Below are 23216 nucleotides of genomic sequence, written 5' to 3'. Positions count from 1 at the left end.
GCTCACTCCTCTGCGATACCGCGCAGTTCTCGCTTGATCACTTTTCCGGCGGCGTTCCTGGGCAGCGCGTCCACGCACAGCAGCCGGGTGGGCAGTTCGTGCTGGGCGAGCCGCTCGGCCAGGAAGGCCCGTACGCCGGCCAGCGTCACCGGCTCGCGGGACACGACGGCTGCCACCACCGCCATGCCCATGACCGGGTGCGGCACGCCGAACACCGACGCCTCGGACACGGCCGGATGCTCGTGCAGCGCGGCCTCGACCTGGATCGTCGACACCTTGAAGGCGCCCGACTTGATCACGTCGCTCTCCCGGTCGACGAGGTACAGGTAGCCGTCGTCGTCGAGGTAGCCGAGGTCGCCCATGCGGACCCAGCCGTCCTGGAAGGTGTCGTGCCGCTGCTCGCCGTAGTAGGCGCGGGAGTGCGCGGCGGCGCGCAGCCACACCTCGCCGGTCTCGCCCGGCGCGGCCGGGTCGCCGTCGGCGTCCGCGATCTTCAGGCTGCTGGCCGCGTGCCCGAGCGCGCCCGGCCGGTCGGGGTCGTAGATCATGATGGTCTGGGCGGGGGCCGCCTCGGTCGAGGTGTAGTAGTTCGCGACCGTCGCGTTCGGGAACGCCTCGGTCAGCTCGGCCGCGACCTTCGGCGGCAGCGCGGCGGCGGCCGAGCCGAGCAGCAGCACGCTCGACAGGTCGTGGCGGTCCTGGACGCGGGCGCCGAGCAGCTCGATGGCCATCGCGGGCACCACGAACACGGTCCCGGCCGCGTACGACTCCACGAGCGCCGCGAAGCGAGCCGGCGTGAACAGCGGCAGGGTGACCACGGTGGGGGCGGCGGTCAGCGCGTGGAGCAGCATGACCTGGCCGGCGTTCGTGCCGATGGGGAAGGCGTGCACGAGATGCCGGGAGTGAGCGAACGGGCGGCGTTTGGGGTGGACGGGCGGGGAGGTGAGGTTCGCGTGGCTGGCCGCCACGCCCTTGGGCTGCCCGGTGGTGCCGGAGGTGTAGAGGATCTGGGCGTAGCCGAGCGGATCGACCTTGACCGGGACCGGGCCGGTCGGGCCGCCGAGCTCGTCGCCGCTCCGGATCATCGTCGTCGCCCCGCAGTGCTTGATCAGGCGGGCCAGCTCCGGCTCGGCCAAGCGGTCCGACAGCGGGACCGCGACCGCGCCCGTCTTCAACACCGCCATCCAGCTCACCGCGTAGTCGAGCCAGTCACGGCCGCCGAACACCAGCGCGACCCTGTCTCCTGGCCGTACGCCCTGGTCGAGCAGGGTGTGGGCAGCGGCGTCAGAGCGTTCGTCCCACTCGGCGAGTGTCAGGGCGCCCGTTCCGGCGACGATGAGGGCCTCGTGGTCGGGGTCGGTGGCGGCTCGTGAACTCAGCAGAGCAGGGACAGGACGGGCCGACTGAACCACCCCCCAAAATTATTATCGGGATGTCGCAAGACGCTAGAAAAAATGCACAATTGCGTCAACCCCTTACCGCCAGGCGCTTGCCGCCATCTGGCCCCGCGTGACACACTCGCCCCGGATTTCCCTGAAAACGGGAGGGCTTTGCCAGGTGCAGACGGACGGGGAACTACGCGGACGGCTCGCCGACATGGTCGCCAAGGCCACCGACGGCGCGGTCGAGGCAGACGAGGTGCTGGCGGGAGAGGCCAGGCTGGCCGATCTCGGCGTCACCTCACTCGGCTATCTCAGGCTGATCGACGCGGTGGAGGCGGAGTTCGGCGTCGAGCTGGACCTGACCTCGGCCGACAGCCTGGACGAGCTGGTGGACTACTTACGGCTCCATGCTTGAGTCGCCGCTCACCTGGGGGCAGCAGGACATCTGGCGGGCCGTCGTGGCGGCGCGGCCACAGGAGCACTATCTCAACATCGGCCGGATCTTCGCCGCGCCGAAGCGGCCCGTCACCGTCGAGCGCGCCATTCAGGCCCTGGACGAGCTCGTCGCCCGGCACGAGGCGCTGCGCACCCGGCTCAGCGGCCCCCGCGACTGCCCTCGGCAGCGGATCTCGCCCATCGCCCGGCCGTACGTCGAGGTGACGGACGAATCCGCTCAGCTGGTGTGCGATCGGCTGTCGGCCGAGCCGTTCGACTACTGGGAGGAGTGGCCGCTGCGGGTGGCGTTCCTCGTGACTGGCGACTATGTCCGGCATGTCGTGCTGGTGGTCTGTCACCTGGCCGCCGACGGGCACGCGGCCGATCTCCTGGTGAAGGACTTCCGGCTGCTCCTGCTGCGCGACTCGCTGCCGCCGGTGGAGAGCGCCACGCCGCGCGAGCTCGCCGAGTGGCAGCGCTCGGCCGAGGGCAAGCGTACGTCTGACGCGGCCCTGGCTTACTGGCTGTCCGAATACCGGCGCATGGATCCCGTGGCCCTGTCGGACGTCCCGCGGCGCCCGCGGTTCTGGGAGGCCACGATGACCTCCGCGGCCATCGCCGCGGCGGCGCAGGCCGTGGCCGCCCGCGAGCGGGTGAGCTCCTCGACGGTGCTGCTCACGGCCGCGATCAAGCTCGCCGGGCGGCTCACGGGCCAGCGGTTCTGCGGCATGCGGGTGATCGTCAACAACCGGTTCGCGGCCGAGCGCCGCGACGTGGTCTCGACGATCTCGCAGGAGGGGCTCGTGCTGCTCGACCTCGGTACGCCGGACTTCGGGGAGCTGGCCCGGCAGGGCTGGCAGGTGGCGGTGCGGGCGTACCGGCAGGCCCAGTTCGATCCGTACGCGATGGAGGAGGCGGTGTCGGCCATGGGGCCGGGGATCAGGTCGTTCGGCTGCTTCAACGATCAGCGGCTGGTGCAGCGCGACGGGGCGACAGGCCTGGACGAACAGGATGTACGCGCTTCCATGGACCGGACCGAACTGGCCTGGACGGACACCATGGACCGCAACATCTGCGACTTCCGGCTGCACATCGGCGGCGAGGCGGGGCGGATGGAGGTGTCGCTGTACGCCGACACCGGGCTGCTCGCGCCGCCGGGGATCGAGCGGTTCCTGTTCGACATGGAGTCGATGCTGGTCGAGGCGGCGTTCGGGTGAGCCTGTACGCGGCGGCCACGTCGTGCGCGCAGGGGGAGACGCTCCGGTTCCACCTGCTCGAAGGCGGGGGCTCGATCCTGGTCGAGGACGTGCCGACGGGGCGGGTAGTGCTCCGGGACACGGCCGAGGGCGACACCTGGACGCTCAAGGTGGGCGCGGACTGGCCCAGCTCGCTCTATCGCACCGTCCTAGGCGATTCGTCCGCATATTTCGTCGTACGGGGGAGCGTGCCTGCTTCGCCGGTTTTGGTGGCGATTCCCTTCCCCACCTGGGAGGCGTACAACCGGCCCGGCGTGCCCGGTGAGGGGCTCTACCAGTCCGAGCAGCCCGATCGCGCGGTCAAGGTCAGCTTCGACCGGCCGGGCGCGGGGCCGCAGGTCGAGGAGTGGGAGCTGGGGCTGCTGCGCTGGCTCGGGCCGTCGGGGTACGCCGTCGACTACTGCTCGGGGCTGGACCTGCACGACGGTCTCGATCTGCTTCGCCGGTACCGGCTGCTGGTGATCAACGGGCATGACGAGTACTGGTCGTGGGAGATGCGGGACGCGGTGGAGGCGTTCGCGCGGGCCGGTGGAAATATCGCCATATTCTCCGGAAACACCTGCTGGTGGCAGGTCCGCTTCGAAGACGATCTCCGGACGATGGTCTGCTACCGCGACGCCGTCGCCGACCCCCTCTCCCGCACCGACCCCGGCCGTACCACGGTCGAGTGGCCCAGCGACCCCGTCAACCGCCCCGAGAACACCCTCACCGGCCTGACCTTCCGCAACGGCGCCGGCTGCTGGGTCGACTCGCGCGTGATGTCCCAGGAGTCCTACACGGCGCGCTTCACCGACCACTGGGTCTACGCGGGCACCGGCCTGCGGGACGGCGACACGTTCGGGAGAGGCGCGCTCGGCTACGAGACGGACGCCGCCGACCTGGAGTGGCTGGACGGCGTCCCCCGTGCCACGGGCCGCGACGGCACCCCGCCATCGTTCGTCGTCCTGGCCACGGCGGACCTGACGCACTGGCGCAGGTACGGCAGGGGCGGCGCGGCCACCATGGGCGTGCACCGGCTGGGCGCCGGGACGATCTTCAACGCGGGCACCATCAACTGGGGCAACACCCTGGCCACCGACCCGATCCTCTCCCACATCACCCGCAACGTCCTGAACCACCTCTCCCACCCCCCGGGCCCACCACAGTGGGAGGCCATCGGCCCCGGCCGCCCGCCCTTGGACACCCCGCCGCTCCCTATCCCGGAGCCCCGGCCCGCGATGGCCGGGCCTCCCGCGACGGCCGGGCCTCCCGCGACGGGCGTGCCTCTCACGACGGGCGTGCCTCCCGCGACGGGCGTGCCTCCCGCGACGGGCGGGCCTCTCACGACGGGCGGGCCTGCCACGACGGGCGCGCCTCCTAGGACGGCCGCTCCCGCCGCGACGGCCGGGCCTCTCACGACGGGCGGGCCTCCCACGACGGGCGCGCCGCCTAGGACGGCCGTCCCTGCCGCGACGGCTGCGTCTCCCACAGCTCCTCCTGTGGAGGCCCCGTCGCAGCCGGTCGCGCTCGTCGTGTGTGAGAACCGGTTGTTCGCGGCCGGGGCCGGAGGGGTGCTGAGCGCGCGTGACCTGTCCGGCCAGAACCTGCCCTGGCGCCCGATCGACACCACCGACGCCCTGGCGCTCGCCGCCCCCCGCGAAGCCCACGGCGGCCCACCGGCGGGCCTGTACGGCCTGGCCCCCGACGGCGCCATCCGCTACCGCGACCCCGTGCTCACCTCCACCCCGTGGACGGACGTCAGCCGAGCCCCGGAGCACGCCACGGGCCTGGCCGCCGCCGACGAGGCCCTGTTCGCCGTCACCTCGGACGACGAGCTCTGGCACCTCCCCATCCGCCGCCTCGCGGACGCCACCTGGACCCGCATGGGCACCGGGGGAGGGGCCACCAGCCTGACGGCGATGAACGGCCGCCTGTACGCCATCGCGGGCGACCGCGTACTGGCAAGACCGGTCGACCGCCACAACACCGCCTGGACCGACCTCGGCCCGGCGCCGCTCCCTTCAGCGCTGGCCGCCGCCGCAGGGCGGCTCGTCATCGCGGCCCCCGACGGACGGCTCTACTGGCGGTCGCTCTCGTAGGCCAGCCACTGCGCACACGTGTGCAGCCCGTAGTCGAGCTCCACCTCCGGCCGCCACCCCAGCTCACTGAAGGCCCGCTCGACGCTCACCACCGCCCCACCGGAGACGGCGGAGACGGCGGCCTCGATCGGCACGGGCCGGACCGCCTTGGCCACCGCCTTCGCCAGTTCCCACCCGCTCACCGGCTCCGGTCCGGCGATGTCGTACACCCCGGCCCCACGGGTCAGAGCGGCGATGACGGCAGCGGCGACATCCCGAACGTGCACCAGCTGCACCACCCCGTCACCGGCCCGCAGTGGCCGGTTCAGCGACGACCGCAGCACCGAGTCCGCCACGATCCCGCCCTGCGGCATCCCCGGCCCGTACGGCTCACCGAGCCGCAACACCACCGCGTCCTCGACCTCCATCCCGCACGAACCGACCACGATCTTCCGACCGCCAAAGCCCGAGAAGCCCGAGAAGGCCAAGCGCGCCAGCCGTACCTCCTCCTCAGGATCGCCGTCCAGCGCGCAGACGTGCACCACCGCGTCGGGATCACCGGCGGCCACGAAGCCCCGGTCGGCGAGCGCCCACGTGACCTGCTCGCGCAGCCACGTGTCAGCCCCGGTCACGGCCACCGTCGCCCGTTCCACAACCTGTGGAGACGCCGCGAGCCCCGCCGCGAGCCCAGCCCGCGCCACGTCGAGCAGTTCGTCCGACAGCCGGGCCAGCTCACGAGACCCGAGCTCATGACAGAGCCCCCCAGGCCCCATGGTCCCCAGCGCCCGATCCATCACCCGAGGATCCCCAGCGTTCGAGCCCACCACTCCCATCGTGAAGGCCGTCAGCCAGAGCGGCCACCACGGCCCGTCGAACCCCGCCCGCAGAGCGCCGACGTCGAAGCCGCGCCCGTCCAGGTAGTCCTCGCACCGGATGTCCCGCCACCCCGAAGCACCGGGCACCGCGCACTGCGCCACCCCTCGCTTGAAGAACGGGATCGCGGCCAAGGACCCGAGCAGCCGATCCTCACGGGAGAGCGGATCGTCGGCGAAGAAGCAGGGCGAGCGCCGCAGGCCCTGGAAGTCGTTCTCCACCAGGCTCGCCAGGTCCTCGTGCTCGGCCAGGCTGGGCACCGCGACGTACACCGGCACGCCGGCCTGTCTGAGATAGCGGCCCATCAGCACGTCGTCCGGCCACGTGTCGCCCCGATCGCGCGCCCACTCCACGTACCCCTCGGCGACCCGGCGGGGGAGGAGCAGCGCCGCGACGGGCGTGTACTCCCCGGCCCCGCGCACCCAGCGCGCCCCGGCGAGCGCGCCCAGCCGGACGGCGGCGCCGTTGCGCGAGTTCCAGAACGCGAACAGCGCCAGCGCCGCGTCCGGCATGGCCTGGGCGGCCAGCGTCGCCCGCTCGAAGAACGTGCCGGACAGCACCATGTCGTCGTGCAGCAGTACGTGGTGCGTGGCTCCCTCGGGGATGCTCGACCAGGCCAGCAGCGACGTCCGGAACGCCGACGGCCGCCCGCCCGGATCCGGGTCGGTGACCACGTCCAGGACACCGCCCGCCAGCCTGATGGCCGCCTCCCTGCGCTTGGGATGCGCCATCACCGCCCCGGTGAGGGTTACGTCCCCAGGCATGTGCCGACCGCGAGTTCGCCCGCCTCCAGGAGGGCCAGCGCGTCACGCCGTCCGTCCCCCTCCCACTGCGCCTCGCGGACGACCAGCAGCCCGGAGCCGCACGCCACCAGCACCCCGGCGCTGCCGGTCGACCAGACCGGCGCCAGCAGGGTGCCCGGCGGCTCCCGGTGGTCACCCCACTCGATGAGGTCGGAGCTGTGCACGAACAGCTTGCGTCCGCCGACGAAGGTGAAGGCGCCCGGGTACGGCGCGGCCAGCGCGCGTACCCAGTCGTAGACCTCGCTCGCCGACCTGGTCCAGTCGATCAGGCCGTCCTCCGGCCGCCGGCGTTCCCAGACCGAGCCGCCCGGCGGCTGCGGGCGGGCCACCACCTGGCCGGCGAGCAGCAGCGGGACGTACTTGGCGAGCAGTTCGATGTTGATCTCGGTCACCTTGCGGTACACCTCGGTGACGTCGTCGCGACGGCTCACCGCGAACTCGCGCTGGGCGATCAGTTCGCCCTCGTCGGCGCCCTCGTTCAGGAAGAACAGGCTGACCGCGCTCGACCGGATGCCCTTGATGATCGTCCAGGGCAGCGGCGCTCGCCCCCGGCCCTCGGGCAGCCGGGTGGGGTGCAGCCCGACGGAGCCGAGCGGGCACGCCGACAGCAGCGGTTCGCGGACCAGCTGCGACCAGCCGGCCACCACGAACAGGTCGATGCCCAGGCTGGTGACCAGCTCGTGCGCCGCGCCGTCGTTGATGTCGGCGGTCTCCAGCAGCGGGATGTCGTACTTCGTCGCCGCCTCCTGCAACGGCGCGTAGCCCGAGCGGTGCTGTAACTGGGGCGGATAGCCGATGAGCAGGGACGGGGGAGTGCCCTGAGCGGCCAGCACGTCCACGGCCGGGGCCGCGAACTCCATGCCGGTGCAGAAGGCGAACTTCTTCACAGGACCTCCCTGAGTACGCCGAACGCTTCGGCGTGAGTGACTCCGATCTCCGCCCCGCGCAGCGTCGCCAGCGCCGTCACCGACTCCTCGCTCCTGATGTGCGGCGAGGGCCGGTGCTGGCTCTGGTAGCCGCGCAGGGCCTCCAGCTTGCGTGCCAGGTGGGAGCTGATGTCGCAGAACGCCGTCGAGCGCGGCATCGGCTCGGCCGCCCACTGGATCTTCGACATCTCGTACAGCAGCACGGTCGGCACCAGCCACTTGCCGAACTGCTGGGCGATGGGCCGGGCCGCCGCGAACCCGGCGCCGAACACCGCCAGGTGGTCCTGGTCGTAGTCGGCGAAGCTCGGCAGCAGCAGCAGTTCGGGCCGCCGCTCGTTCAGCGCCCGCTCGAACAGGTCGACCAGCTCCCGGCGCGGCAGCGTGTCCAGCCGCTCGGTCAGGTCCATGTCGCCGTACGCGATCTCGTACGTGAAGCCCAGCGTGGACCGGACGGCCTCGATCTCGTCCAGCCGCTGCTGATAGCTGGTGGCCCCGTCGAGGCCGTAGTGCCGCATCCCGTCGACCGCCAGATACAGGACGTGAACCTCGGCCCCCGCCTCGACCTGGGCGGCGATCAGGCCGCCGCAGCCGAGTACCTCGTCGTCGGCGTGGGGAGAGATCACCAGCACCCGGTCAAAGCGGCGCATTCACTGCCCTCCGGTCCTCGCGGGCGCGGTAGTACTCGGCGGTGCTCAGGATCAGCTCGTCGAGCGCGATCCGCGGCTGCCAGCCGAGCCCCGTCGCCGCCCGCAGCGCCGGGATCTTGTGGAACGACTCGGCCTCGGCGTAGTGCGGCCCGTGGACGCTCCGGCCGTCGACGCTGACGACGGGCGACGGGCTGCCGAGCAGGTCCTTCACCCGGTGGGCCAGCTCCATGACGGTGATCGCGTTCGCCGGGTTGCCGACGTTGATGATGATGTCGTCGCCGTCCAGCGCCGCGTCCATGTAGTCGATGATGAAACCGGTCAGATCGCTCGCCGCGATGAACGCCCTGACCTGCTCGCCGCCCGCGAACACGGTGATCGGCTTCTCGGCCAGCGCCTGCTGGACGAACGTGGGCATGACGAACCCGCCCGCCCGCGACTGCCGCGCCCCCGCCACGTTGAACGGGCGGATGACGACCCCGCGCAGCCCGTGCTGACGGCTGTTGGAGACCATCGCCTCGGCCAGGGTCTTGGCGATCGCGTACTCGATGCGGGTGTTGTACTGCGTCGGTACGAGGATGTCGTCCTTCTCGTCGAGCACGCCGCTGCGGCCGTACACCTCGGCCGAGCTGAACATGCACAGCGGCGCACCGGCGCCGATACAGGCGTCGATGACCGGCGCGGTGCTGCCGATGATGTCGTGACCGAGCCGGCCGGCCCTGGACAGGATGCTCGCGGGGCCGACGTACGAAGCGGCGTGGATGACGCGGTCGGCACCAGTGAAGTCGCCGCCCGCCGCCAGATAGTCCTCCACTCGCTGCCGGACGACCGTGCAGCGGGGGTCGGCGTCGTAGTCCTCGCCGTCGATGACCGCGCCCGCGTTGGAGTCGATGATCGTTACTCGGTGGCCCGCGGCGAGATACGCGTCCACCAGGTGTGAGCCGATGAATCCGAGACCGCCCGTGACGATGATTTCGCCACTTGGAGCTCCCACGGGCCTGCCTTTCCCCACGAAGCCGTGATTTCGAGGAAAAACGGTCACACGGGGCCTGTGCCGCCCCGGTGGCACCTAGCGTGGGATTAAAACAGTTTTCGCCACACTTGTCACGCATGGCAGTAATTTTTCATCCCTTGTCGGGATGCTGGACCGCTGGGCCGGGCGGGGCGTACGCTCGCCGCATTCCGACACACGGAGTGACATGGCCAGTTCGAGGGAACGCACGTTCACCGGCACGCGCGCCGCGATCGCGGTGCGGGAATGGCCGCACGATCAGCCGCGCTACATCGCCGTCCTGGTCCACGGCTACGGCGAGCACATCGGCCGCTATGAGTACGTGGCCGACACCCTGGTACGGCACGGCGCCGCGGTCTACGGGCTCGACCACGTCGGCCACGGCAAGTCGGAGGGCGACCGGGCACTCGTCGTCGACTTCGAGGACGTGGTGACGGACGTACATGCCGTGGAGGAACAGGCCAGGGCCGACCATCCGCGCGTGCCTGTCGTGCTGATCGGCCACTCGATGGGCGGCATGATCGCGGCCCGCTACGCCCAGCGCTACGGCGACGGGCTGGCCGCGCTCGTCCTGTCGGGCCCGGTGATCGGCGAATGGGAGGTGATCCCCGCGCTGCTGGCCCTCGACGAGGTCCCGGAGATCCCCATCGACCCGGCCACCCTCTCCCGTGACCCGGCCATCGGCCTCGCCTACGCCGAGGATCCGCTGGTCTGGCACGGACCGTTCAAGCGACCCACCTTGGAGGCGTTCGCCACGACGATCGCCTCGATCTCCAAGGGCGGATCGCTCGGCAGCCTGCCCACGCTCTGGATCCACGGCGAGGACGACCAGCTCGTCCCGCTGACCTCCAGCCGTACCGGCATCGAGACGATCCGCGGCGACGACCTGACCGAACGGATCTATCCGGACGCCCGGCACGAGGTGTTCAACGAGACGAACCGGGACGAGGTCCTGACCGACGTCACCACCTTCATCGACCGAGTCCTCGGTCACTGACCTACTTCACCGGTAACCAGAGGTGGCCGGATCCGCGGGTCCGCGTCAGGTCCACCCGGTAGCACCCGGCCTTGGGGAAGACGAACCCCGTGCCCCACTCCTCACCCGGCCGGTGCCATGACGAGCCGCCATGCTGCTCGGGACCGAACGTGGGCTTGGCCCGCGTGCCGTCAGGCAGCGCGGCCGTGACCTTCAGCGGCCCCTCACCGGTCATCCGCCACACGATCTTGACCTCCTTGCCCCGCTTGAACGGAACCGGCGCGAACAGCAACCCCCACGCCTCGGCGTCCCGCGAAATCCCACGCACCTCGGGAAACCCATCGCTCTGGGTGATCACCGACGTCCCATGACACGCCTTCTTGGTGGAAATGGTGGTCGGCGTCTCTGCCGCCTGCGTTCGCGACCCGGCCCCGCCGGTGGCGGCGGGAGCCGTGGCCGCTGATCCCGGCTGTGCCCCTTGGCCGCTGGTGGTGCAGCCGACCGCCACTATGAGCACCGCTGCGATGGTCATCCGCTTCATCGAACCTCCTTCGCTCTCACGACACGTACGCCGTCGAGCGGCCAGAGGTTCCCAGGCTTTCAAGGTGCGGGCGCGGTCAGGCGGTTGCTGAAGCGGGCGAGCATCGCGGTGAGGGATGTCTCCGGGAACAGACGGCCGATCAGCGGGGGGATGCGCCAGTTGGCGGGATTGCGCCGGGCCATTCGGGAGACCAGAGAGATGTGCGGGTAGCGGGCCTTTTCGTAGGCGCGCAACCGTACCGACGGATCGTCGGCGTCCTCGGCGAGCTCGCGCCCGAGCACCCATGCGTCCTCAAGGGTCTGGTTGGCGCCCTGTCCCAAGGTGGGTGGCATGGTGTGGGCGGCGTCACCGACCAGGGTGATGCGGTTCTCTCCCCACACTCGGCGGACCTTGTTCCAGTGGTGGGCGAAGAATTCGAGGTCGTCCTCGGAAGCGGCGGCGAGCACCTCGGGGACGGGCGAGGCCCAGCGGCCGAAGCGGCGCCGCAGCTCGGCCAGCGGTGCGGTGGGCCGCGTCTCGGAGGGTGACCAGGGCACGTCGAACCACCACTGGAGCAGGCCCTTTCCGGCAGGCATGAGGCCGCACGCGCCCTCCCGCCCCGTGATCATGAGATGGCGGGTCGTGTCGGTGATGTCGATGTCGATCGGGCTGAGGCCCTGCCAGGTGCCGAAGGTCGCCGGTCGGACGGCGTTCTCGCCCCACAAACGGCGCCGTACGACCGAGTGGTGGCCGTCGGCTCCGATGAGCACGTCTCCCGTGGCCGTCGATCCGTCGCTGAAGACCGCCGTGACCCGGCTGTCGTTCCGCGTGACGCTCTGGCTGCCCACGCCGTAGTGGACGACGTCGTCGGGCAGCCCGTCGGCCAGGCGTTCCAGCAGGTCGCGGCGGGCGATGGCCTTGGTCGGGAAGCCGTAGCGGTCAGCCGCGTGGGCGATGTTCATGCTGTTGCGCAGCCTGCCGCCGGCGGTCAGCGCGTCGATCCGGTCGATGCGCGCGCCTACGCCGTCCAGGCTGACGCCGAGATCGTCCAGAACGGCGTTGCCGTTGCTCCAGATGAGCAGCGCCTTACCGCCCGTCCGCCGGGCCGGGGCCTGCTCATAGACCCGCACCTGGTGACCGGCGGTCAGTAACACCCGCGCGACGGCCAGACCGCCTATCCCGGCGCCGATGACGAGAACATCCATATCCTCTCCATTTCAAAGTATCTTCAATTCGAAGATACATCGGACTGGAGTAGATTGGGAGGGTGGCCAAGCGTCCGGAAGAAATGATCTTCAGTGAGTTCCTGATCGCGGTTCTCCTGCACAACGAGGCGGTCGCTGACCGGCTCGGCCTGCGGCCGGTCGACGTCGCCGCCGCCATCCTGCTGGAGACGCGCGGACCACTCGCCGTAGGGTCGATCGCCGAGGAGCTCGGGCTGCCGTCCGCCTCGACGACGCGGATGATCGACAGGCTGGAGAAAGCGGGCTACGTACGACGGGTGCGTGGCGAACGCGATCGGCGCATGGTCACCGTAGAGCTGGTCGAGGGTGGCCTGGACGATTACGAGGCCGCCTGTGAGTCGTCCAGGCGGCACCTGGACGAGATCGCCCTGCACTACGGGCCCGAACAGGTGCCGCTGCTGCTGGACATGTTCGGGCGCGTCGCCACCGCCTATCGATCGGCCACCAAAGAACTACGCGAGGACGTGACCTGAGCCTGTGGGCGCCGAAAACTCTGCGCGATGATCGTCCTTTATGATCGTAAAAAGAAATACCAGATCAGGCCCAGGGTAATCAGCCAGATAATCGCGCCGATGCCACAGATCACCAGGCAGCCCGCGATGACTGTGCGTTTTCTACCTCGATCGCCCCATTCGTGACGACCGCGATCCGGATCCATCTTCAGAGGCTACGGCGTCCCTCTCGCCGCCGCTAATTGCCCATGTTCGCGATAAAGTGGCATTTGCGGCTTTTATCCGAAAATCGGAACGACGGATATTCCGTGAAAGATGTCGAATGAGCTGCGCCGTGTCCGCACAGCCCCCGCCCATCGGAGGATCGGCGCGTCAGGGTGATCGAGCCGGCCTCGGCGAGCGGTCCGGAGGTCATCATCTTGATCACCTTGCGTTGGATCCAGAAGGCCATGGGGGAGGCGGGCAGGAAGCCGTTGACGCCGCCGGACGGGGCGATCGTCGAGCAGGCGTCCCCGGATTTTGCCGAGCCGCCTCCTCCAAGGTCTAAAGTGCTATATAAATAGCTAAATGGAGGAAGGCGTGATCGAGTTTCATCTGGACGGGCGGTCCGGTCTCTCGCCGTACCTGCAGGTGGTCCAGCAGGTACGGCAGGCGCTGAGGCTGGGTCTGCTGCGAGAGGGTGACCAGCTTCCGACGGTCAAGGACGTGGTGGCACGGTTGGCGATCAACCCCAACACCGTGCTCAAGGCATACCGCGAACTCGAACACGACGGGCTCGTAGCCGCCCGCCCGGGTGTCGGCACGTTCGTGACCCGGACGCTGGCCGACGCCTCGCTGGCCGCGCACGGCCCGCTGCGGCAGGACCTGCGGCGCTGGCTGGCCAAGGCCCGCCGGGCCGGTCTCGACGACGAGAGCATCGAGGCCCTGTTCATGACCACCTTTCGGACCGTCGCTCAGGAGGACATAGCGTGACCGAGCGCAGCGAGGGCATCGATATGGGGGCTCCGGAGGAGACCTCATGACCGCGGTCCTGCGGGCCCGAGCACTGGGCAAGAAGTACCAGCGGCGCTGGGCGCTGACCGACTGCACCCTGGAGATCCCGCCCGGGCACGTGACCGGCCTGGTCGGCCCCAACGGCGCCGGGAAGTCGACGCTGCTGAACCTGGCCGCCGGGATGCTGACGCCGACGACGGGCACCATCGAGGTGTGCGGCGGCCGCCCCGGCAGCGGCCCGGCGCAACTGGCGAAGGTCGGCTTCGTCGCCCAGGACACCCCCATCTATGCCGGGTTGACCGTCTCCGACCACCTGCGCCTCGGGGCCCAGCTCAACCCGAGCTGGGACGACGCCTTGGCACGCCGGCGGATCGAGCGGCTCGGCCTGGACCCGCACCAGCGGGCCGGGAAGCTGTCAGGTGGTCAGCGCGCCCAGCTCGCCCTGACCGTGGGCCTCGCCAAACGGCCCGAGTTACTGATCCTCGACGAACCGGTGGCCGCCCTCGACCCGCTCGCCCGGCGGGAGGTCCTGCAGGACCTCATGGAGGCCGTCGCCGAACACGGACTCAGCGTCATACTCTCCTCCCACCTGGTCGCCGACCTGGAACGCGTCTGTGACCACCTCATCGTGCTGGTCGCCGCCCAGGTCGCGATCACCGGGGAGATCGACGAACTCCTGGCCACCCACCACCGCCTGGTCGGACCCCGCCGCGACGTCGCCACTCTCCCCGCGGACCAGCACGTCATCTCCGCCAGCCACACCGACCGGCAGACCACGCTGATCATCCACACCGAGGCACCGATCCTCGATCCCGCCTGGACCGTCAGCACGGTCGGCCTGGAAGACCTCGTCCTGGCCTACATGGGCCGGGCCGCCGGCGCCGGCTCCGGCCGTCGCCGCGCCCTGGAGGTACTTCGATGATCTGGCTGACCTGGCGGCAGTTCCGCGCACAGGCCATGACGGCGTACGGACTCCTCGCCGCTCTCGCCATCCTCCTCGTGATCATCGGCCCGCCACTGGCCGGCACCGGCGCCGCGCGGCTCACCTCGGCCGAGGACACGGTGTACAACGCCGGCATCATGCTGGTGTACGGGCTGCCCGCAATCATCGGCGTCTTCTGGGGTGCCCCGCTGGTCACCCGGGAGCTGGAGACCGGCACCTACCGCCTGGTGTGGAACCAGACCGTCACCCGCACCCGCTGGCTGGCCACCAAACTCGTCCTCACCGGCCTGGCCGCCGCGACCGTGGCCGGGCTGCTCAGCCTCGCGTTCACCTGGTGGGCCGGTTCCATCGATGCTGGCAGCCGGCCTTCCACCGTCATCGGGTTGCCCGGGGACGAGTCCTTCGCCCCGCGCGTTTCGCCGCTGGTGTTCGGCGCGCGCGGGATCGTGCCCGTCGGCTATGCCGTCTTCGCCTTCGTCCTCGGTGTCGCCGCCGGGATTCTCCTGCGCCGCACCGTGCTCGCCATGGCCGTCACCCTCGCCGTGTTCGTCGCCGTCCAGGTCGCCGTGCTTCTCGCGGTGCGCCCGTACGTGATCCCCGCGGTGCGGGACACCGTCCCGATCACCTCGGCGAACGTCGCGAAGCTGGGCGTGACCGGCTCCGGCGGGCTGGCCGAACTGGCCGTGGCCGGTCCGCAGGGCGCCTGGGTCCTGGCCACGGAGACCGTCGACGCCGCCGGACAGGCAGTCACGGCACCGCCCTGGACGGTCACCTGCGTGGCCCCGCCGCCGCGGGTATCCGACGCTCATCCTGTGGCCCGCCAGGAGTGCTTCGCGAAGCTCGCCGCTCTTGGCTACCGGCAACGCGTGACGTACCAGCCCGCCGACCGCTTCTGGGCCCTGCAAGGGATCGAGACAGCGATCTTCCTGGCCCTCTCCGCCCTGCTGACCTGGCTCTGCGTCCGATGGACCCGCACCCGCCTACCCTGACCGACCTCCTGGCCCACCCACCCCGCAGAGGAGCGGCCTCAGCCGCTCGCCTCTCCGCCACGCCCCGGCGACCGACCTCCTAGCCCGGCCAGTCCGCTGAGGAGCACCGACCTTCTAGCCCGACCAGTCCGGTGAGGAGCACCGATCTCCTAGCCCGGCCAGCCCAGTGAGGAGCGGCCGACCTTCGCGGCCCGCCTCTTCGGCACGCCCAGCCTTGTACCTCCCCCGCAACGGTGCTCACCGCCTGACGCCTGTTCCGGGGGCACTCGACCCTGCCCGAAATCAGGCCGCCGGCGGGAGCCTCCCGACGCGGCAGCAGTCCCACCGAAAGGACAGACACCTCCATGAGTCATGCCATCGAACCGCGAAACGCGCCCACACCGCCCGGCAGCGCCGCCCCGGCCCGGCCTCAGCGCCGGGTCACGCGCGGCGGTGCCGCCGCCGGACTCCTCGCCGTGATCACCTTGGTCTGCGCCACGGCTCCCGCCGCGTCCGCCTCCGCCCGAGCCGCCTCCGCCCCCGCCGTCTCGGCCCCCGCCGCGTCCGCCCTCGCCTCCGCCGCGTCCGCGTCGGTCGCGTCCGCGTCCGTCGCGTCCGCCACGACGTCGGCCGGGGTGAGCGCGACGCCGATCCTGCCCAAGCCGACCGGCCCCCACTCGGTCGGCATGACGTCCCTGTACCTGAAGGACACCTCCCGTCCCGACCCGTGGGTCCCCTCCGTGAAGGCGCGAGAGCTCATGGTCTCCCTGTGGTACCCGGCCAAGTCGCCCGGCCGTCAGCGGGCGCAGTACCTGACACCGAAGGAGTCGGAACTCCTCCTCAAAGAGGGAAAGATCACCGGCGTCCCGTACGACGTACTGAGCAAGACGCGGACCAACGCGTTCACTGACGCGAAACCGGCAGGCCGTAAGCACGGCCAGCCCCTTGTGGTGCTTTCCCCCGGCTTCAAGAAGGCCCGCGGCACGCTGACCGGCCTCGCCGAGGACCTGGCGAGCAGGGGCTACGTGGTGGCCGCAATCGGCCACACCTACGAGAACGTCGGCCAGAGCTTCCCCGACGGACGCGTCACCACCTGTGTCCCCTGCGTGGGCGACCACGACGAATCCCTCTTCACGAAGATGTCGAAGGTTCGGGCGGCCGACGTCTCCTTCGTACTCGACCAGCTGACCGGGCGGCACCCGAAGGCGAAGGGCGCCTCCCTGATCGACCCGTCCCGGATCGCGATGGCCGGCCACTCCGCGGGCGGCGCCGGCGTCATCGCCGCGCTGCTCAAGGACTCCCGGATCCGCGCCGGGATCGACATCGACGGCACCACGGACGAGGGGATCCTCGACACCGAACTGTCGCGGCCGTTCATGTTCCTGGGCAAGTCGGCCACGTACACGCCGGGGTCAGGCGGCGAGGCGGTCGCCTCGTGGGAGCGTGACTGGAAGCTCATGACCGGGTGGAAGCGCTGGATCCTGCTGACCGGCGCCATCCACGAGTCCTTCACCGACATCGTGATGCTGGCTGAGGAGCTGGGTCTCGACGTCGGCGCGGACGTGAAGGGGACGCGCTCCCTGCAGATCACCCGCGGGTACGTGGGCGCCTTCTTCGACCTGCACCTGCTGAAGAAGCCGCAGCCCCTGCTGGACAAGCCGTCGGCGACCTACCCCGAGGTCAAGCTCTGCACCCCGGAAACGAACACCTGCAAGTAGCGGATCGCTGACATCGATCCCCAGGCACGCCCGCCGCCTGGGGATCCCCCGCCCTCCGCACGACCGGTGACTTTCCACCCTCCGCGTTGTCTGCACAGGGGAGAGGGAGGCAAAAATGCGAAAGTCCCCACCCCCGACCAACGCCGACGCCACCACTGATCCCTGGATGGGCGGGGTCGCTCTGCTGGAACAGGCCATCGGCTACGCGCTGGGCTGCCTGAGCCTGGTCACGCCCGGCGACCTGAACCGTCCCACCCCCTGCGACGGCTGGGATCTGCGCGCGTTGCTGGCGCACGTGAACGACTCGTTCACCACGCTGGAGGAAGCCGCGGCCATCGGCCACGTCGCCCTCGTCCCGCCGATCAGCGACGGCCACAACAAGCCCAACGCGGCGGCCACCAACGCCGCCGCCCATGGTCCGGCCTCGGCAGGTCCGGTCGTGGGCGGCGGCGCGGTCGATCCTGTGCTCGCGTTGCGGGACCGCGCCACCGGCCTGCTCCACGCCTGGTCAAACGCCCGGGACGCCATCGTCTCCATCGGCGGCTGCCCGTTGACGGCCGCGATCGTGTGCGGCGTCGGCGCCCTCGAGGTGACCGTGCACGCCTGGGACGTGGCCCGATCCTGCGGTCACCCCAGCCCCATCCCGGCGTCCCTGTCGGCCGACCTCCTGCCACTGGCCCGCCTCTTCGCCACCGACGCCGACCGCCCGGCCCGGTTCGCCTTACCGTTGCGCACCGCCCCCCAGGCCCCCGGACAGGATCGGCTGCTCGCCTACCTGGGCCGCGACCCCCACTGGACGGACAACAGCAGATAGCTTGACAGCATTAATTGTCGGTGTCAGCGTGGAGCCATGTACGAAGTCGCGGTGATCGAGGACCCGGCCGCCGCCGAGGCGTCGCTGGATCCGGTACGCGCCCGGCTGCTGGCCGAGCTCGCCGAGCCCGGCTCGGCCACGATGCTGGCCGGCAAGATCGGTCTGGCCAGGCAGAAGGTCAACTACCACCTCAGAGCCCTGGAACGCCACGGCCTCGTGGAGCTCGTCGAGGAGCGGCGCAAGGGCAACTGCACCGAACGCGTCATGCAGGCATCGGCCGCCTCCTACGTCATCTCGCCGACAGCCCTCTCAGCGGTCGAACCCGACCCGTCCCGAGCCCCCGACCAGCTCTCGGCCCGCTGGCTGCTGGCCGTGGCCGCTCGCCTGGTGCGTGACGTGGGTGCCCTCATCACCGCCGCGGCGAAGGCCAGGAAACGGGTCGCGACGTTCGCCGTCGACGGCGAGGTCCGCTTCGCTTCGGCCGCCGACCGGGCGGCCTTCGCCGAAGAGCTGTCCGGGGTGGTGGCTTCGCTGGTCAGCAAGTATCACGACGAGCAGGCCGAGGACGGACGACCCCACCGGCTGATCATCGCTATCCACCCTTCCGTCGGGAAACCGCCCACCGATGGGTGATGGGTGATGAAGTTGCGCGACAAGCGGCGCAGTATGTCCACCGCTACTGCCCTGGTGTCGGTCGGAGCAGGGGCAGGCGTCGAGGCGTGGCTATCACCCCGAGGGCGCCTACACCGAAAGGCGACCCTCCTCGGTCGGTGCGGTCAGAGATCGTTTGCCTAGAACCGGAGGCCGGTCACGGATCCGAGGGGGAGGAGACCGAGGGGGAGGAGACCGAGGGGGAGGAGACCGAGGGGGAGGAGACCGAGGGGGAGGAGACCGAGGGGGAGGAGACCGAGGGGGAGGAGACCGAGGGGGAGGAGACCGAGGGGGAGGAGACCGAGAGTGGAGCTGATCGGCAGGTTGGCGGAGGCCGACTGGGCGGCGCATCGCCCCGCGGTCTTCGGGGCGGCCTACCGGATTCTCGGCACCGTCGCCGAGGCCGAGGACGTGACGCAGGAGGTCTGGTTGAGCGCCGCCGCCGCAGACCTGTCCGAGGTGCGGAATCTGCGGGCCTGGCTGGTGACTGTGGCCGCCCGTACGTCCTACAACGTGCTGAAGTCGGCGCGCGTCCGGCGCGAGTCCTATGTCGGACCCTGGCTGCCCGAACCGCTGCTGACCGGGCCTGACGCCGCCACCCAGGTGCTCATGGGCGAGTCGGTGAGCACCGCGATGCTCGTGGTCATGGAGCGGCTCACCCCCGCCGAGCGGGTCGCGCTGGTGCTGCACGACGTCTTCGACTTCCCGTTCGGCCGGATCGCCGAGGTGCTCGGCGGCACCCCCGCCGCCAGCCGCAAGCTCGCCTCCCGCGCGCGGGCCCGGGTCGCCGAGGTCGAGGAGCGGCCCCGGGCGTCCAGGGCCGAGGCCGAACGCGTGCTACAAGCCTTCAAGGCGGCCGCCGACGCGGGGGACATAGCCGCGCTCGTCGAGTTGCTGCACCCCGAGGCCGTCTACGTCGCCGACGGCGGCGGCAAGGTGACCGCCGCGCGCAGGCCGGTCCGGGGCGCCGAGACGATCGCCCTGCTGGCGGTCAGGCAGATCGAGATCAGGCGCCCCGACGCGTTCCAGATCATCGAGGTGAACGGGTACCCGGCCCTGGCGACCTACCGCGGCGGCGAGCTGGTCTGGCTCGACACCATGGAGATCGCCGACGGGCGGATCACGGCGTTCAGGAGACTGGCCAATCCCGAAAAGCTCGCCCACATCGGTCACATCTGAGCCGGCCATCTTGACTCCCTGCCGAACCCCCCGATCCCCCGGGGGGCGAGGCTGAGAGAGGACGACACGATGGCACACGTCGTGATCATCGGAGGCGGTTTCGCGGGTGTGTGGAGCGCGGCGGGAGCGGCGCTGGCACGCGGAGAGGCGGACCTGCGCATCACCCTCATCGCGCCCAACGAGTATCTGGTACTGCGGCCACGCCTGTACGAGCCGGAGCCGGACCTGGCCAAGGTGGAGCTCAGCAGGATCCTTGAGCCGATCGGCGTCGAGCACCTGCGGGCCTGGGTGAGCACGATCGACACCGACCGCCGCGTGGTGGTGGCCGACGGCGAGGAGGTCGGCTATGACCGCCTGGTGCTGGCGGCGGGCAGCAAGCTCGTACGGCCCCAGGGCCTGCCCGGCGCTGAACGGCTCTTCGACATCGACACCTTGGACGGGGCCCGGCGGCTCACCGAATTCCTGCGCGACCGGGAGGACTACTCCGCCGTGGTCGTCGGCGCCGGGTTCACCGGCCTGGAGGCAGCGACAGCCCTGGCCGCCCGAGGCCGGGTGCTGCTGGTGGACCGGTCGGAGATGGTCGGAGCGCAACTCGGCCCGGGCCCGCGCGAGGAGATCGAGGCGGCGCTGGACGAGCTGGGCGTCGAACGCCGCCTCGGGACGACGGTGACGGAGGTCGGCGACGGATACGCCGTCCTCTCCGACGGCAGCAGGGTCGAAGCGGACGCGGTGGTCTGGTCCGTGGGGATGAGGGCCAGCGACCTCACCCGGCAGCTCTCCGACGAGCTCGACCACCTCGGCCGGGTGCCGGTGGACCGGCGGCTGCGCGCCCTTCCCGAGGCGTTCGTCGCCGGGGACACGGCCGCGGCGGCGTTCGACGCCGACCACACGGTCGTGCAGGCCTGCCAGCACGCCACCCCGCTCTGCAAGGTCGCCGGGTACAACGCGGCGGCCGACCTGCTCGACCTGCCACTGCGCGACTTCACCCCCGGCCCGTACGTCACCTGCCTGGACCTGGGCGGCGCCGGTGGGCTCTTCACCCGGGGCTGGGACCGCAGGGTGATGGCCTCGGGCGCCGACGGCGCGGCCATCAAGAAGCGGATCAACCAGGCGATCCACCCACCGGTCGACGACGCCACGAAGATCCTCGCCGCCGCCGACCGCGTCTACATCGAGCTCCCCTTCTTCCCCCGCGACGAGGAGACGGCCGCCCCCGCCCTATGAACCCGTACCCTCCCCAGACGCCCGCTCGGAAACGCGGGGCCCCAAGGAAGACCTCGATACCCCCGTCATCGCCCGCATAGCAGCGAAGCTGGAGCACCATATAGCGCTCAAAGTCACATATCTGGTTGTTAATCGGGGCGCCGGCGACGGGTGATCCGCCCGAGATGCGGGTACGGATAGCGGCGCATGAGTGCGAGGGCGGCCCCATACCCCGGGCCGTACCAGACGATGTGCATGTGCGGCCCTGCCGGCGCGGCGGCGAACCCCAGCGCCGAGCCCAGGGGAGCAGCGTGGTGGCGACGGCCGATCTTCGTGCGGCCGTCGCCCCCACTAACACCCGCCAGGCTCAGGACGCGAGCGTCTCCAGGACCTGGTCGCCGTATTTGGCCAGTTTGTTCTCGCCCACTCCGCTGACCGTCCCGAGCTCGGCCAGCGTGGACGGCGACAGTGTCGCGATCTCCCGCAGCGTCGCGTCATGGAAGATCACGTAGGCGGGCACTCCCTGCTCCTTGGCCGTAGCCGCCCGCCACGCCCGCAGCCGTTCGAAGACGGGCTCGGCCGCCGCCGGCAGCTCCACCACGGGACGGTCCTTGGCGGCGGTCTTGGCCCGGGCGACCCGAGGGGCGTCGCGGCGCAGGCGCACCTCGCGCTGCCCTCGCAGCACGTCGGCGCTGGCGTCGGTGAGGACCAGCGCGCCGTAGTCGGACTCGACGGCCAGCAGCCCCTGGGCCAGCAACTGGCGCACCACCCCGTGCCACTCGGTGTTGCCCAGGTCGGCGCCCACCCCGAACACGCTCAGCGAGTCGTGGCCGTGCTGCAGCACCTTGGCCGTCTTCTTGCCGAGCAGGATGTCGGCGATCTGCCCGACGCCGAACTTCTGCCCCCGCTCGCGGCGCAGCCGTAGCACCGTGGACAGGACCTTCTGGGCGGGGACCGTGCCGTCCCACGACTCGGGCGGCGCCTGGCAGGTGTCGCAGTTGCCGCACGGCTTGGAGTCCTGCTGGCCGAAGTAGTCGAGCAGCATCACCCGGCGGCACTCGACCGTCTCGCACAGCGCCAGCATCGCGTCGAGGTGGAGCACCTGGCGGCGGCGGTGGGCGTCGTCGCCCTCCATGGCCAGGCGCCGGTGCTGGACCACGTCGTGCAGGCCGTAGGCCATCCAGGCGGTCGCGGGCAGCCCGTCGCGCCCGGCCCGGCCGGTCTCCTGGTAGTAGCCCTCGACGGACTTCGGCAGGTCGAGGTGGGCGACGAAGCGTACGTCGGGTTTGTCGATGCCCATGCCGAACGCGATCGTCGCCACCACGACCAGCCCGTCCTCGCGCAGGAAACGCGCCTGGTGCGCGGCGCGGGTGCGGTTGTCGAGGCCCGCGTGGTAGGGCACGGCGGCGATGCCGTTGTCGGCGAGGAAGGCCGCGATCTTCTCGACCGAGGAGCGCGACAGGCAGTAGACGATGCCCGCCTCGCCCGGGTGCTCGGTGCGCAGGAAGTCGAGGAGCTGGCGCTTCGGCTCGTTCTTGGTGGTGATGCGGTAGTGGATGTTGGGCCGGTCGAAGCTGGCCACGAAGTGCCGGGCCTGCTCCAGCCGCAGCCGGGAGGCGATCTCGGCATGGGTGGCCGGGGTGGCGGTCGCGGTCAGCGCGATGCGCGGCACCTCCGGCCAGCGCTCGTGCAGCTCCGACAGCGCCAGGTAGTCGGGGCGGAAGTCGTGCCCCCACTGCGACACGCAGTGCGCCTCGTCGATGGCGAACAGCGAGATCTCGCCCTTGGCCAGCAGCCGCAGCGTCGTCTCGACCCGCAGCCGCTCCGGCGCGAGGTAGAGCAGGTCGAGCTCGCCCGCCAGGAAGGCCGCCTCCACCCGTTGTCGTTCGTCGAAGTCCTGGGTGGAGTTGAGGAACCCCGCACGCACGCCGAGCGCGGTCAGCGCGTCGACCTGGTCCTGCATCAGCGCGATCAGCGGCGAGACGACCACCCCGACGCCCGGACGGACCAGCGCGGGGATCTGGTAGCACAGAGACTTGCCGCCGCCGGTCGGCATGAGCACCAGCGCGTCGCCGCCCTCAACGACGTGATCGATGATCTCCTGCTGCCCGGCCCGGAACGAGTCGTAGCCGAACACGCGGTGGAGAGCCTCGGTGGGGGTATCCAT

General features: G+C 70.8%; 24 protein-coding genes. 13 read left to right on the top strand and 11 right to left on the bottom strand.

The features are described 5' to 3' along the window. Positions 1-2: 2 nt before the first annotated feature. Positions 3-1412: a class I adenylate-forming enzyme family protein gene (locus KME78_RS01980; protein ID WP_219526948.1), complete on the bottom strand. Its 1410-nt coding sequence runs from the start codon at positions 1410-1412 to the stop codon at positions 3-5. 145 nt (positions 1413-1557) lie between these two features. Between KME78_RS01980 and KME78_RS01975 the strand changes: the two genes are divergently transcribed. From KME78_RS01975 to KME78_RS01965, 3 genes are read left to right on the top strand one after another with little or no spacing between them, the layout of a single operon-like run. Then, on the top strand, positions 1558-1797 hold the full coding sequence (locus KME78_RS01975) for an acyl carrier protein (RefSeq protein ID WP_308126773.1): 240 nt from the start codon (positions 1558-1560) through the stop codon (positions 1795-1797). After that, positions 1790-3034: a condensation domain-containing protein gene (locus KME78_RS01970; protein WP_219526947.1), complete on the top strand. Its 1245-nt coding sequence runs from the start codon at positions 1790-1792 to the stop codon at positions 3032-3034. Before KME78_RS01975 ends, KME78_RS01970 begins: the two co-directional genes overlap by 8 nt. Further along, positions 3031-5151, top strand: coding sequence for a N,N-dimethylformamidase beta subunit family domain-containing protein (locus KME78_RS01965; protein WP_219526946.1), 2121 nt, complete (start codon positions 3031-3033; stop codon positions 5149-5151). Before KME78_RS01970 ends, KME78_RS01965 begins: the two co-directional genes overlap by 4 nt. Here the strand turns inward: KME78_RS01965 and KME78_RS01960 are convergent. Genes KME78_RS01960 through KME78_RS01945 form a run of 4 tightly spaced genes read right to left on the bottom strand, consistent with a single transcriptional unit; the run spans position 5130 to position 9370 of the window. Then, on the bottom strand, positions 5130-6767 hold the full coding sequence (locus KME78_RS01960) for an NAD(P)-dependent oxidoreductase (RefSeq protein WP_219526945.1): 1638 nt from the start codon (positions 6765-6767) through the stop codon (positions 5130-5132). The genes KME78_RS01965 and KME78_RS01960 overlap by 22 nt on opposite strands. Further along, positions 6752-7693: a methionyl-tRNA formyltransferase gene (locus KME78_RS01955; RefSeq protein WP_219526944.1), complete on the bottom strand. Its 942-nt coding sequence runs from the start codon at positions 7691-7693 to the stop codon at positions 6752-6754. Before KME78_RS01955 ends, KME78_RS01960 begins: the two co-directional genes overlap by 16 nt. Next, positions 7690-8379 carry a PIG-L deacetylase family protein gene (locus KME78_RS01950; RefSeq protein ID WP_219526943.1) on the bottom strand — a complete coding sequence of 230 codons (690 nt, stop codon included), beginning with the start codon at positions 8377-8379 and terminating at the stop codon, positions 7690-7692. Before KME78_RS01950 ends, KME78_RS01955 begins: the two co-directional genes overlap by 4 nt. Next, on the bottom strand, positions 8366-9370 hold the full coding sequence (locus tag KME78_RS01945; protein ID WP_219526942.1) for an NAD-dependent epimerase/dehydratase family protein: 1005 nt from the start codon (positions 9368-9370) through the stop codon (positions 8366-8368). The genes KME78_RS01950 and KME78_RS01945 overlap by 14 nt, the downstream gene beginning before the upstream one ends. Positions 9371-9575: 205 nt before the next feature. Between KME78_RS01945 and KME78_RS01940 the strand changes: the two genes are divergently transcribed. Further along, positions 9576-10385 carry an alpha/beta hydrolase gene (locus tag KME78_RS01940; protein WP_219526941.1) on the top strand — a complete coding sequence of 270 codons (810 nt, stop codon included), beginning with the start codon at positions 9576-9578 and terminating at the stop codon, positions 10383-10385. Position 10386: 1 nt separating this feature from the next. Here KME78_RS01940 and KME78_RS01935 read toward each other — a convergent pair whose 3' ends face one another. Then, entirely contained in the window at positions 10387-10905 is a 519-nt protein-coding gene (locus KME78_RS01935) for a hypothetical protein (RefSeq protein WP_219526940.1), read from the bottom strand. Positions 10906-10964: 59 nt separating this feature from the next. Next, a complete protein-coding gene (locus KME78_RS01930; protein ID WP_219526939.1) occupies positions 10965-12089 on the bottom strand; it encodes an FAD-dependent oxidoreductase in 1125 nt (374 codons plus the stop codon). Between the two features lie 62 nt (positions 12090-12151). Between KME78_RS01930 and KME78_RS01925 the strand changes: the two genes are divergently transcribed. Beyond that, positions 12152-12601, top strand: coding sequence for a MarR family winged helix-turn-helix transcriptional regulator (locus KME78_RS01925; RefSeq protein ID WP_219526938.1), 450 nt, complete (start codon positions 12152-12154; stop codon positions 12599-12601). A 38-nt stretch (positions 12602-12639) separates the two neighbouring features. On the opposite strand, the gene KME78_RS01920 is transcribed toward KME78_RS01925, so the two are convergent. Together KME78_RS01920 and KME78_RS01915 are read right to left on the bottom strand one after the other, a co-directional pair. Further along, positions 12640-12786 carry a hypothetical protein gene (locus KME78_RS01920; RefSeq protein WP_219526937.1) on the bottom strand — a complete coding sequence of 49 codons (147 nt, stop codon included), beginning with the start codon at positions 12784-12786 and terminating at the stop codon, positions 12640-12642. 32 nt (positions 12787-12818) lie between these two features. Next, positions 12819-13031 carry a hypothetical protein gene (locus tag KME78_RS01915; protein ID WP_219526936.1) on the bottom strand — a complete coding sequence of 71 codons (213 nt, stop codon included), beginning with the start codon at positions 13029-13031 and terminating at the stop codon, positions 12819-12821. A 128-nt stretch (positions 13032-13159) separates the two neighbouring features. On the opposite strand from KME78_RS01915, the gene KME78_RS01910 reads away from it, so the two are divergent. The 3 genes from KME78_RS01910 to KME78_RS01900 are packed head-to-tail and all read left to right on the top strand — an operon-like array spanning position 13160 to position 15505. Continuing rightward, the gene (locus tag KME78_RS01910; RefSeq protein WP_308126772.1) at positions 13160-13552 is read left to right on the top strand and encodes a GntR family transcriptional regulator; all 393 of its coding nucleotides are present in this window, start codon (positions 13160-13162) and stop codon (positions 13550-13552) included. A 46-nt stretch (positions 13553-13598) separates the two neighbouring features. After that, positions 13599-14495, top strand: a complete 897-nt coding sequence (locus tag KME78_RS01905; RefSeq protein ID WP_219526934.1) for an ABC transporter ATP-binding protein — start codon at positions 13599-13601, stop codon at positions 14493-14495. Further along, positions 14492-15505 (top strand): ABC-2 membrane transporter-related protein, encoded by a 1014-nt coding sequence (locus KME78_RS01900; protein WP_219526933.1) that lies wholly within the window; start codon positions 14492-14494, stop codon positions 15503-15505. Before KME78_RS01905 ends, KME78_RS01900 begins: the two co-directional genes overlap by 4 nt. A gap of 409 nt (positions 15506-15914) precedes the next feature. On the opposite strand, the gene KME78_RS63795 is transcribed toward KME78_RS01900, so the two are convergent. Further along, positions 15915-16172, bottom strand: a complete 258-nt coding sequence (locus tag KME78_RS63795; protein WP_246650126.1) for a hypothetical protein — start codon at positions 16170-16172, stop codon at positions 15915-15917. Between KME78_RS63795 and KME78_RS01895 the strand changes: the two genes are divergently transcribed. The 5 genes from KME78_RS01895 to KME78_RS01875 all read left to right on the top strand — a co-directional run bounded on the left by KME78_RS01895 (position 16171) and on the right by KME78_RS01875 (position 21070). Then, positions 16171-17202, top strand: a complete 1032-nt coding sequence (locus KME78_RS01895; protein ID WP_246650125.1) for an alpha/beta hydrolase family protein — start codon at positions 16171-16173, stop codon at positions 17200-17202. The two genes, KME78_RS63795 and KME78_RS01895, sit on opposite strands and share 2 nt — an antisense overlap. 115 nt (positions 17203-17317) lie before the next feature. Further along, positions 17318-18016 carry a maleylpyruvate isomerase family mycothiol-dependent enzyme gene (locus KME78_RS01890; RefSeq protein WP_219526931.1) on the top strand — a complete coding sequence of 233 codons (699 nt, stop codon included), beginning with the start codon at positions 17318-17320 and terminating at the stop codon, positions 18014-18016. A gap of 36 nt (positions 18017-18052) precedes the next feature. Then, complete coding sequence (locus KME78_RS01885) at positions 18053-18649, top strand: ArsR/SmtB family transcription factor (RefSeq protein WP_219526930.1); 597 nt, start codon at positions 18053-18055, stop codon at positions 18647-18649. A gap of 324 nt (positions 18650-18973) precedes the next feature. Further along, positions 18974-19846 carry an RNA polymerase sigma factor SigJ gene (sigJ, locus tag KME78_RS01880; protein ID WP_308126771.1) on the top strand — a complete coding sequence of 291 codons (873 nt, stop codon included), beginning with the start codon at positions 18974-18976 and terminating at the stop codon, positions 19844-19846. 69 nt (positions 19847-19915) lie between these two features. Next, positions 19916-21070 (top strand): NAD(P)/FAD-dependent oxidoreductase, encoded by a 1155-nt coding sequence (locus KME78_RS01875; protein ID WP_219526929.1) that lies wholly within the window; start codon positions 19916-19918, stop codon positions 21068-21070. Positions 21071-21416: 346 nt separating this feature from the next. Here the strand turns inward: KME78_RS01875 and recQ are convergent, their stop codons facing one another. Continuing rightward, positions 21417-23216 (bottom strand): DNA helicase RecQ, encoded by a 1800-nt coding sequence (gene recQ / locus KME78_RS01870; protein ID WP_219526928.1) that lies wholly within the window; start codon positions 23214-23216, stop codon positions 21417-21419.

This window comes from Nonomuraea guangzhouensis, from assembly GCF_019396345.1.
In the GTDB taxonomy this organism is placed as follows: domain Bacteria; phylum Actinomycetota; class Actinomycetes; order Streptosporangiales; family Streptosporangiaceae; genus Nonomuraea; species Nonomuraea guangzhouensis.
Note: the sequence above shows the minus strand (reverse complement) of the source record. Positions and strands in the feature narration are given on the sequence as shown.

What these genes read in the sequence shown, in the direction of transcription:
- KME78_RS63795 (WP_246650126.1), bottom strand. Translation starts at nt 16,172, where the DNA reads ATGCCGACCGAGTGGGGGCCGGTCGGCTTGGGCAGGATCGGCGTCGCG.
- KME78_RS01960 (WP_219526945.1), bottom strand. Translation starts at nt 6,767, where the DNA reads ATGCCTGGGGACGTAACCCTCACCGGGGCGGTGATGGCGCATCCCAAG.
- KME78_RS01885 (WP_219526930.1), top strand. Translation starts at nt 18,053, where the DNA reads ATGTACGAAGTCGCGGTGATCGAGGACCCGGCCGCCGCCGAGGCGTCG.
- KME78_RS01905 (WP_219526934.1), top strand. Translation starts at nt 13,599, where the DNA reads ATGACCGCGGTCCTGCGGGCCCGAGCACTGGGCAAGAAGTACCAGCGG.
- KME78_RS01935 (WP_219526940.1), bottom strand. Translation starts at nt 10,905, where the DNA reads ATGAAGCGGATGACCATCGCAGCGGTGCTCATAGTGGCGGTCGGCTGC.
- KME78_RS01875 (WP_219526929.1), top strand. Translation starts at nt 19,916, where the DNA reads ATGGCACACGTCGTGATCATCGGAGGCGGTTTCGCGGGTGTGTGGAGC.
- KME78_RS01895 (WP_246650125.1), top strand. Translation starts at nt 16,171, where the DNA reads ATGACGTCCCTGTACCTGAAGGACACCTCCCGTCCCGACCCGTGGGTC.
- KME78_RS01920 (WP_219526937.1), bottom strand. Translation starts at nt 12,786, where the DNA reads ATGGATCCGGATCGCGGTCGTCACGAATGGGGCGATCGAGGTAGAAAA.
- KME78_RS01930 (WP_219526939.1), bottom strand. Translation starts at nt 12,089, where the DNA reads ATGGATGTTCTCGTCATCGGCGCCGGGATAGGCGGTCTGGCCGTCGCG.
- KME78_RS01915 (WP_219526936.1), bottom strand. Translation starts at nt 13,031, where the DNA reads ATGGCCTTCTGGATCCAACGCAAGGTGATCAAGATGATGACCTCCGGA.
- KME78_RS01950 (WP_219526943.1), bottom strand. Translation starts at nt 8,379, where the DNA reads ATGCGCCGCTTTGACCGGGTGCTGGTGATCTCTCCCCACGCCGACGAC.
- KME78_RS01970 (WP_219526947.1), top strand. Translation starts at nt 1,790, where the DNA reads ATGCTTGAGTCGCCGCTCACCTGGGGGCAGCAGGACATCTGGCGGGCC.
- KME78_RS01940 (WP_219526941.1), top strand. Translation starts at nt 9,576, where the DNA reads ATGGCCAGTTCGAGGGAACGCACGTTCACCGGCACGCGCGCCGCGATC.
- KME78_RS01890 (WP_219526931.1), top strand. Translation starts at nt 17,318, where the DNA reads ATGCGAAAGTCCCCACCCCCGACCAACGCCGACGCCACCACTGATCCC.
- KME78_RS01900 (WP_219526933.1), top strand. Translation starts at nt 14,492, where the DNA reads ATGATCTGGCTGACCTGGCGGCAGTTCCGCGCACAGGCCATGACGGCG.
- recQ (WP_219526928.1), bottom strand. Translation starts at nt 23,216, where the DNA reads ATGGATACCCCCACCGAGGCTCTCCACCGCGTGTTCGGCTACGACTCG.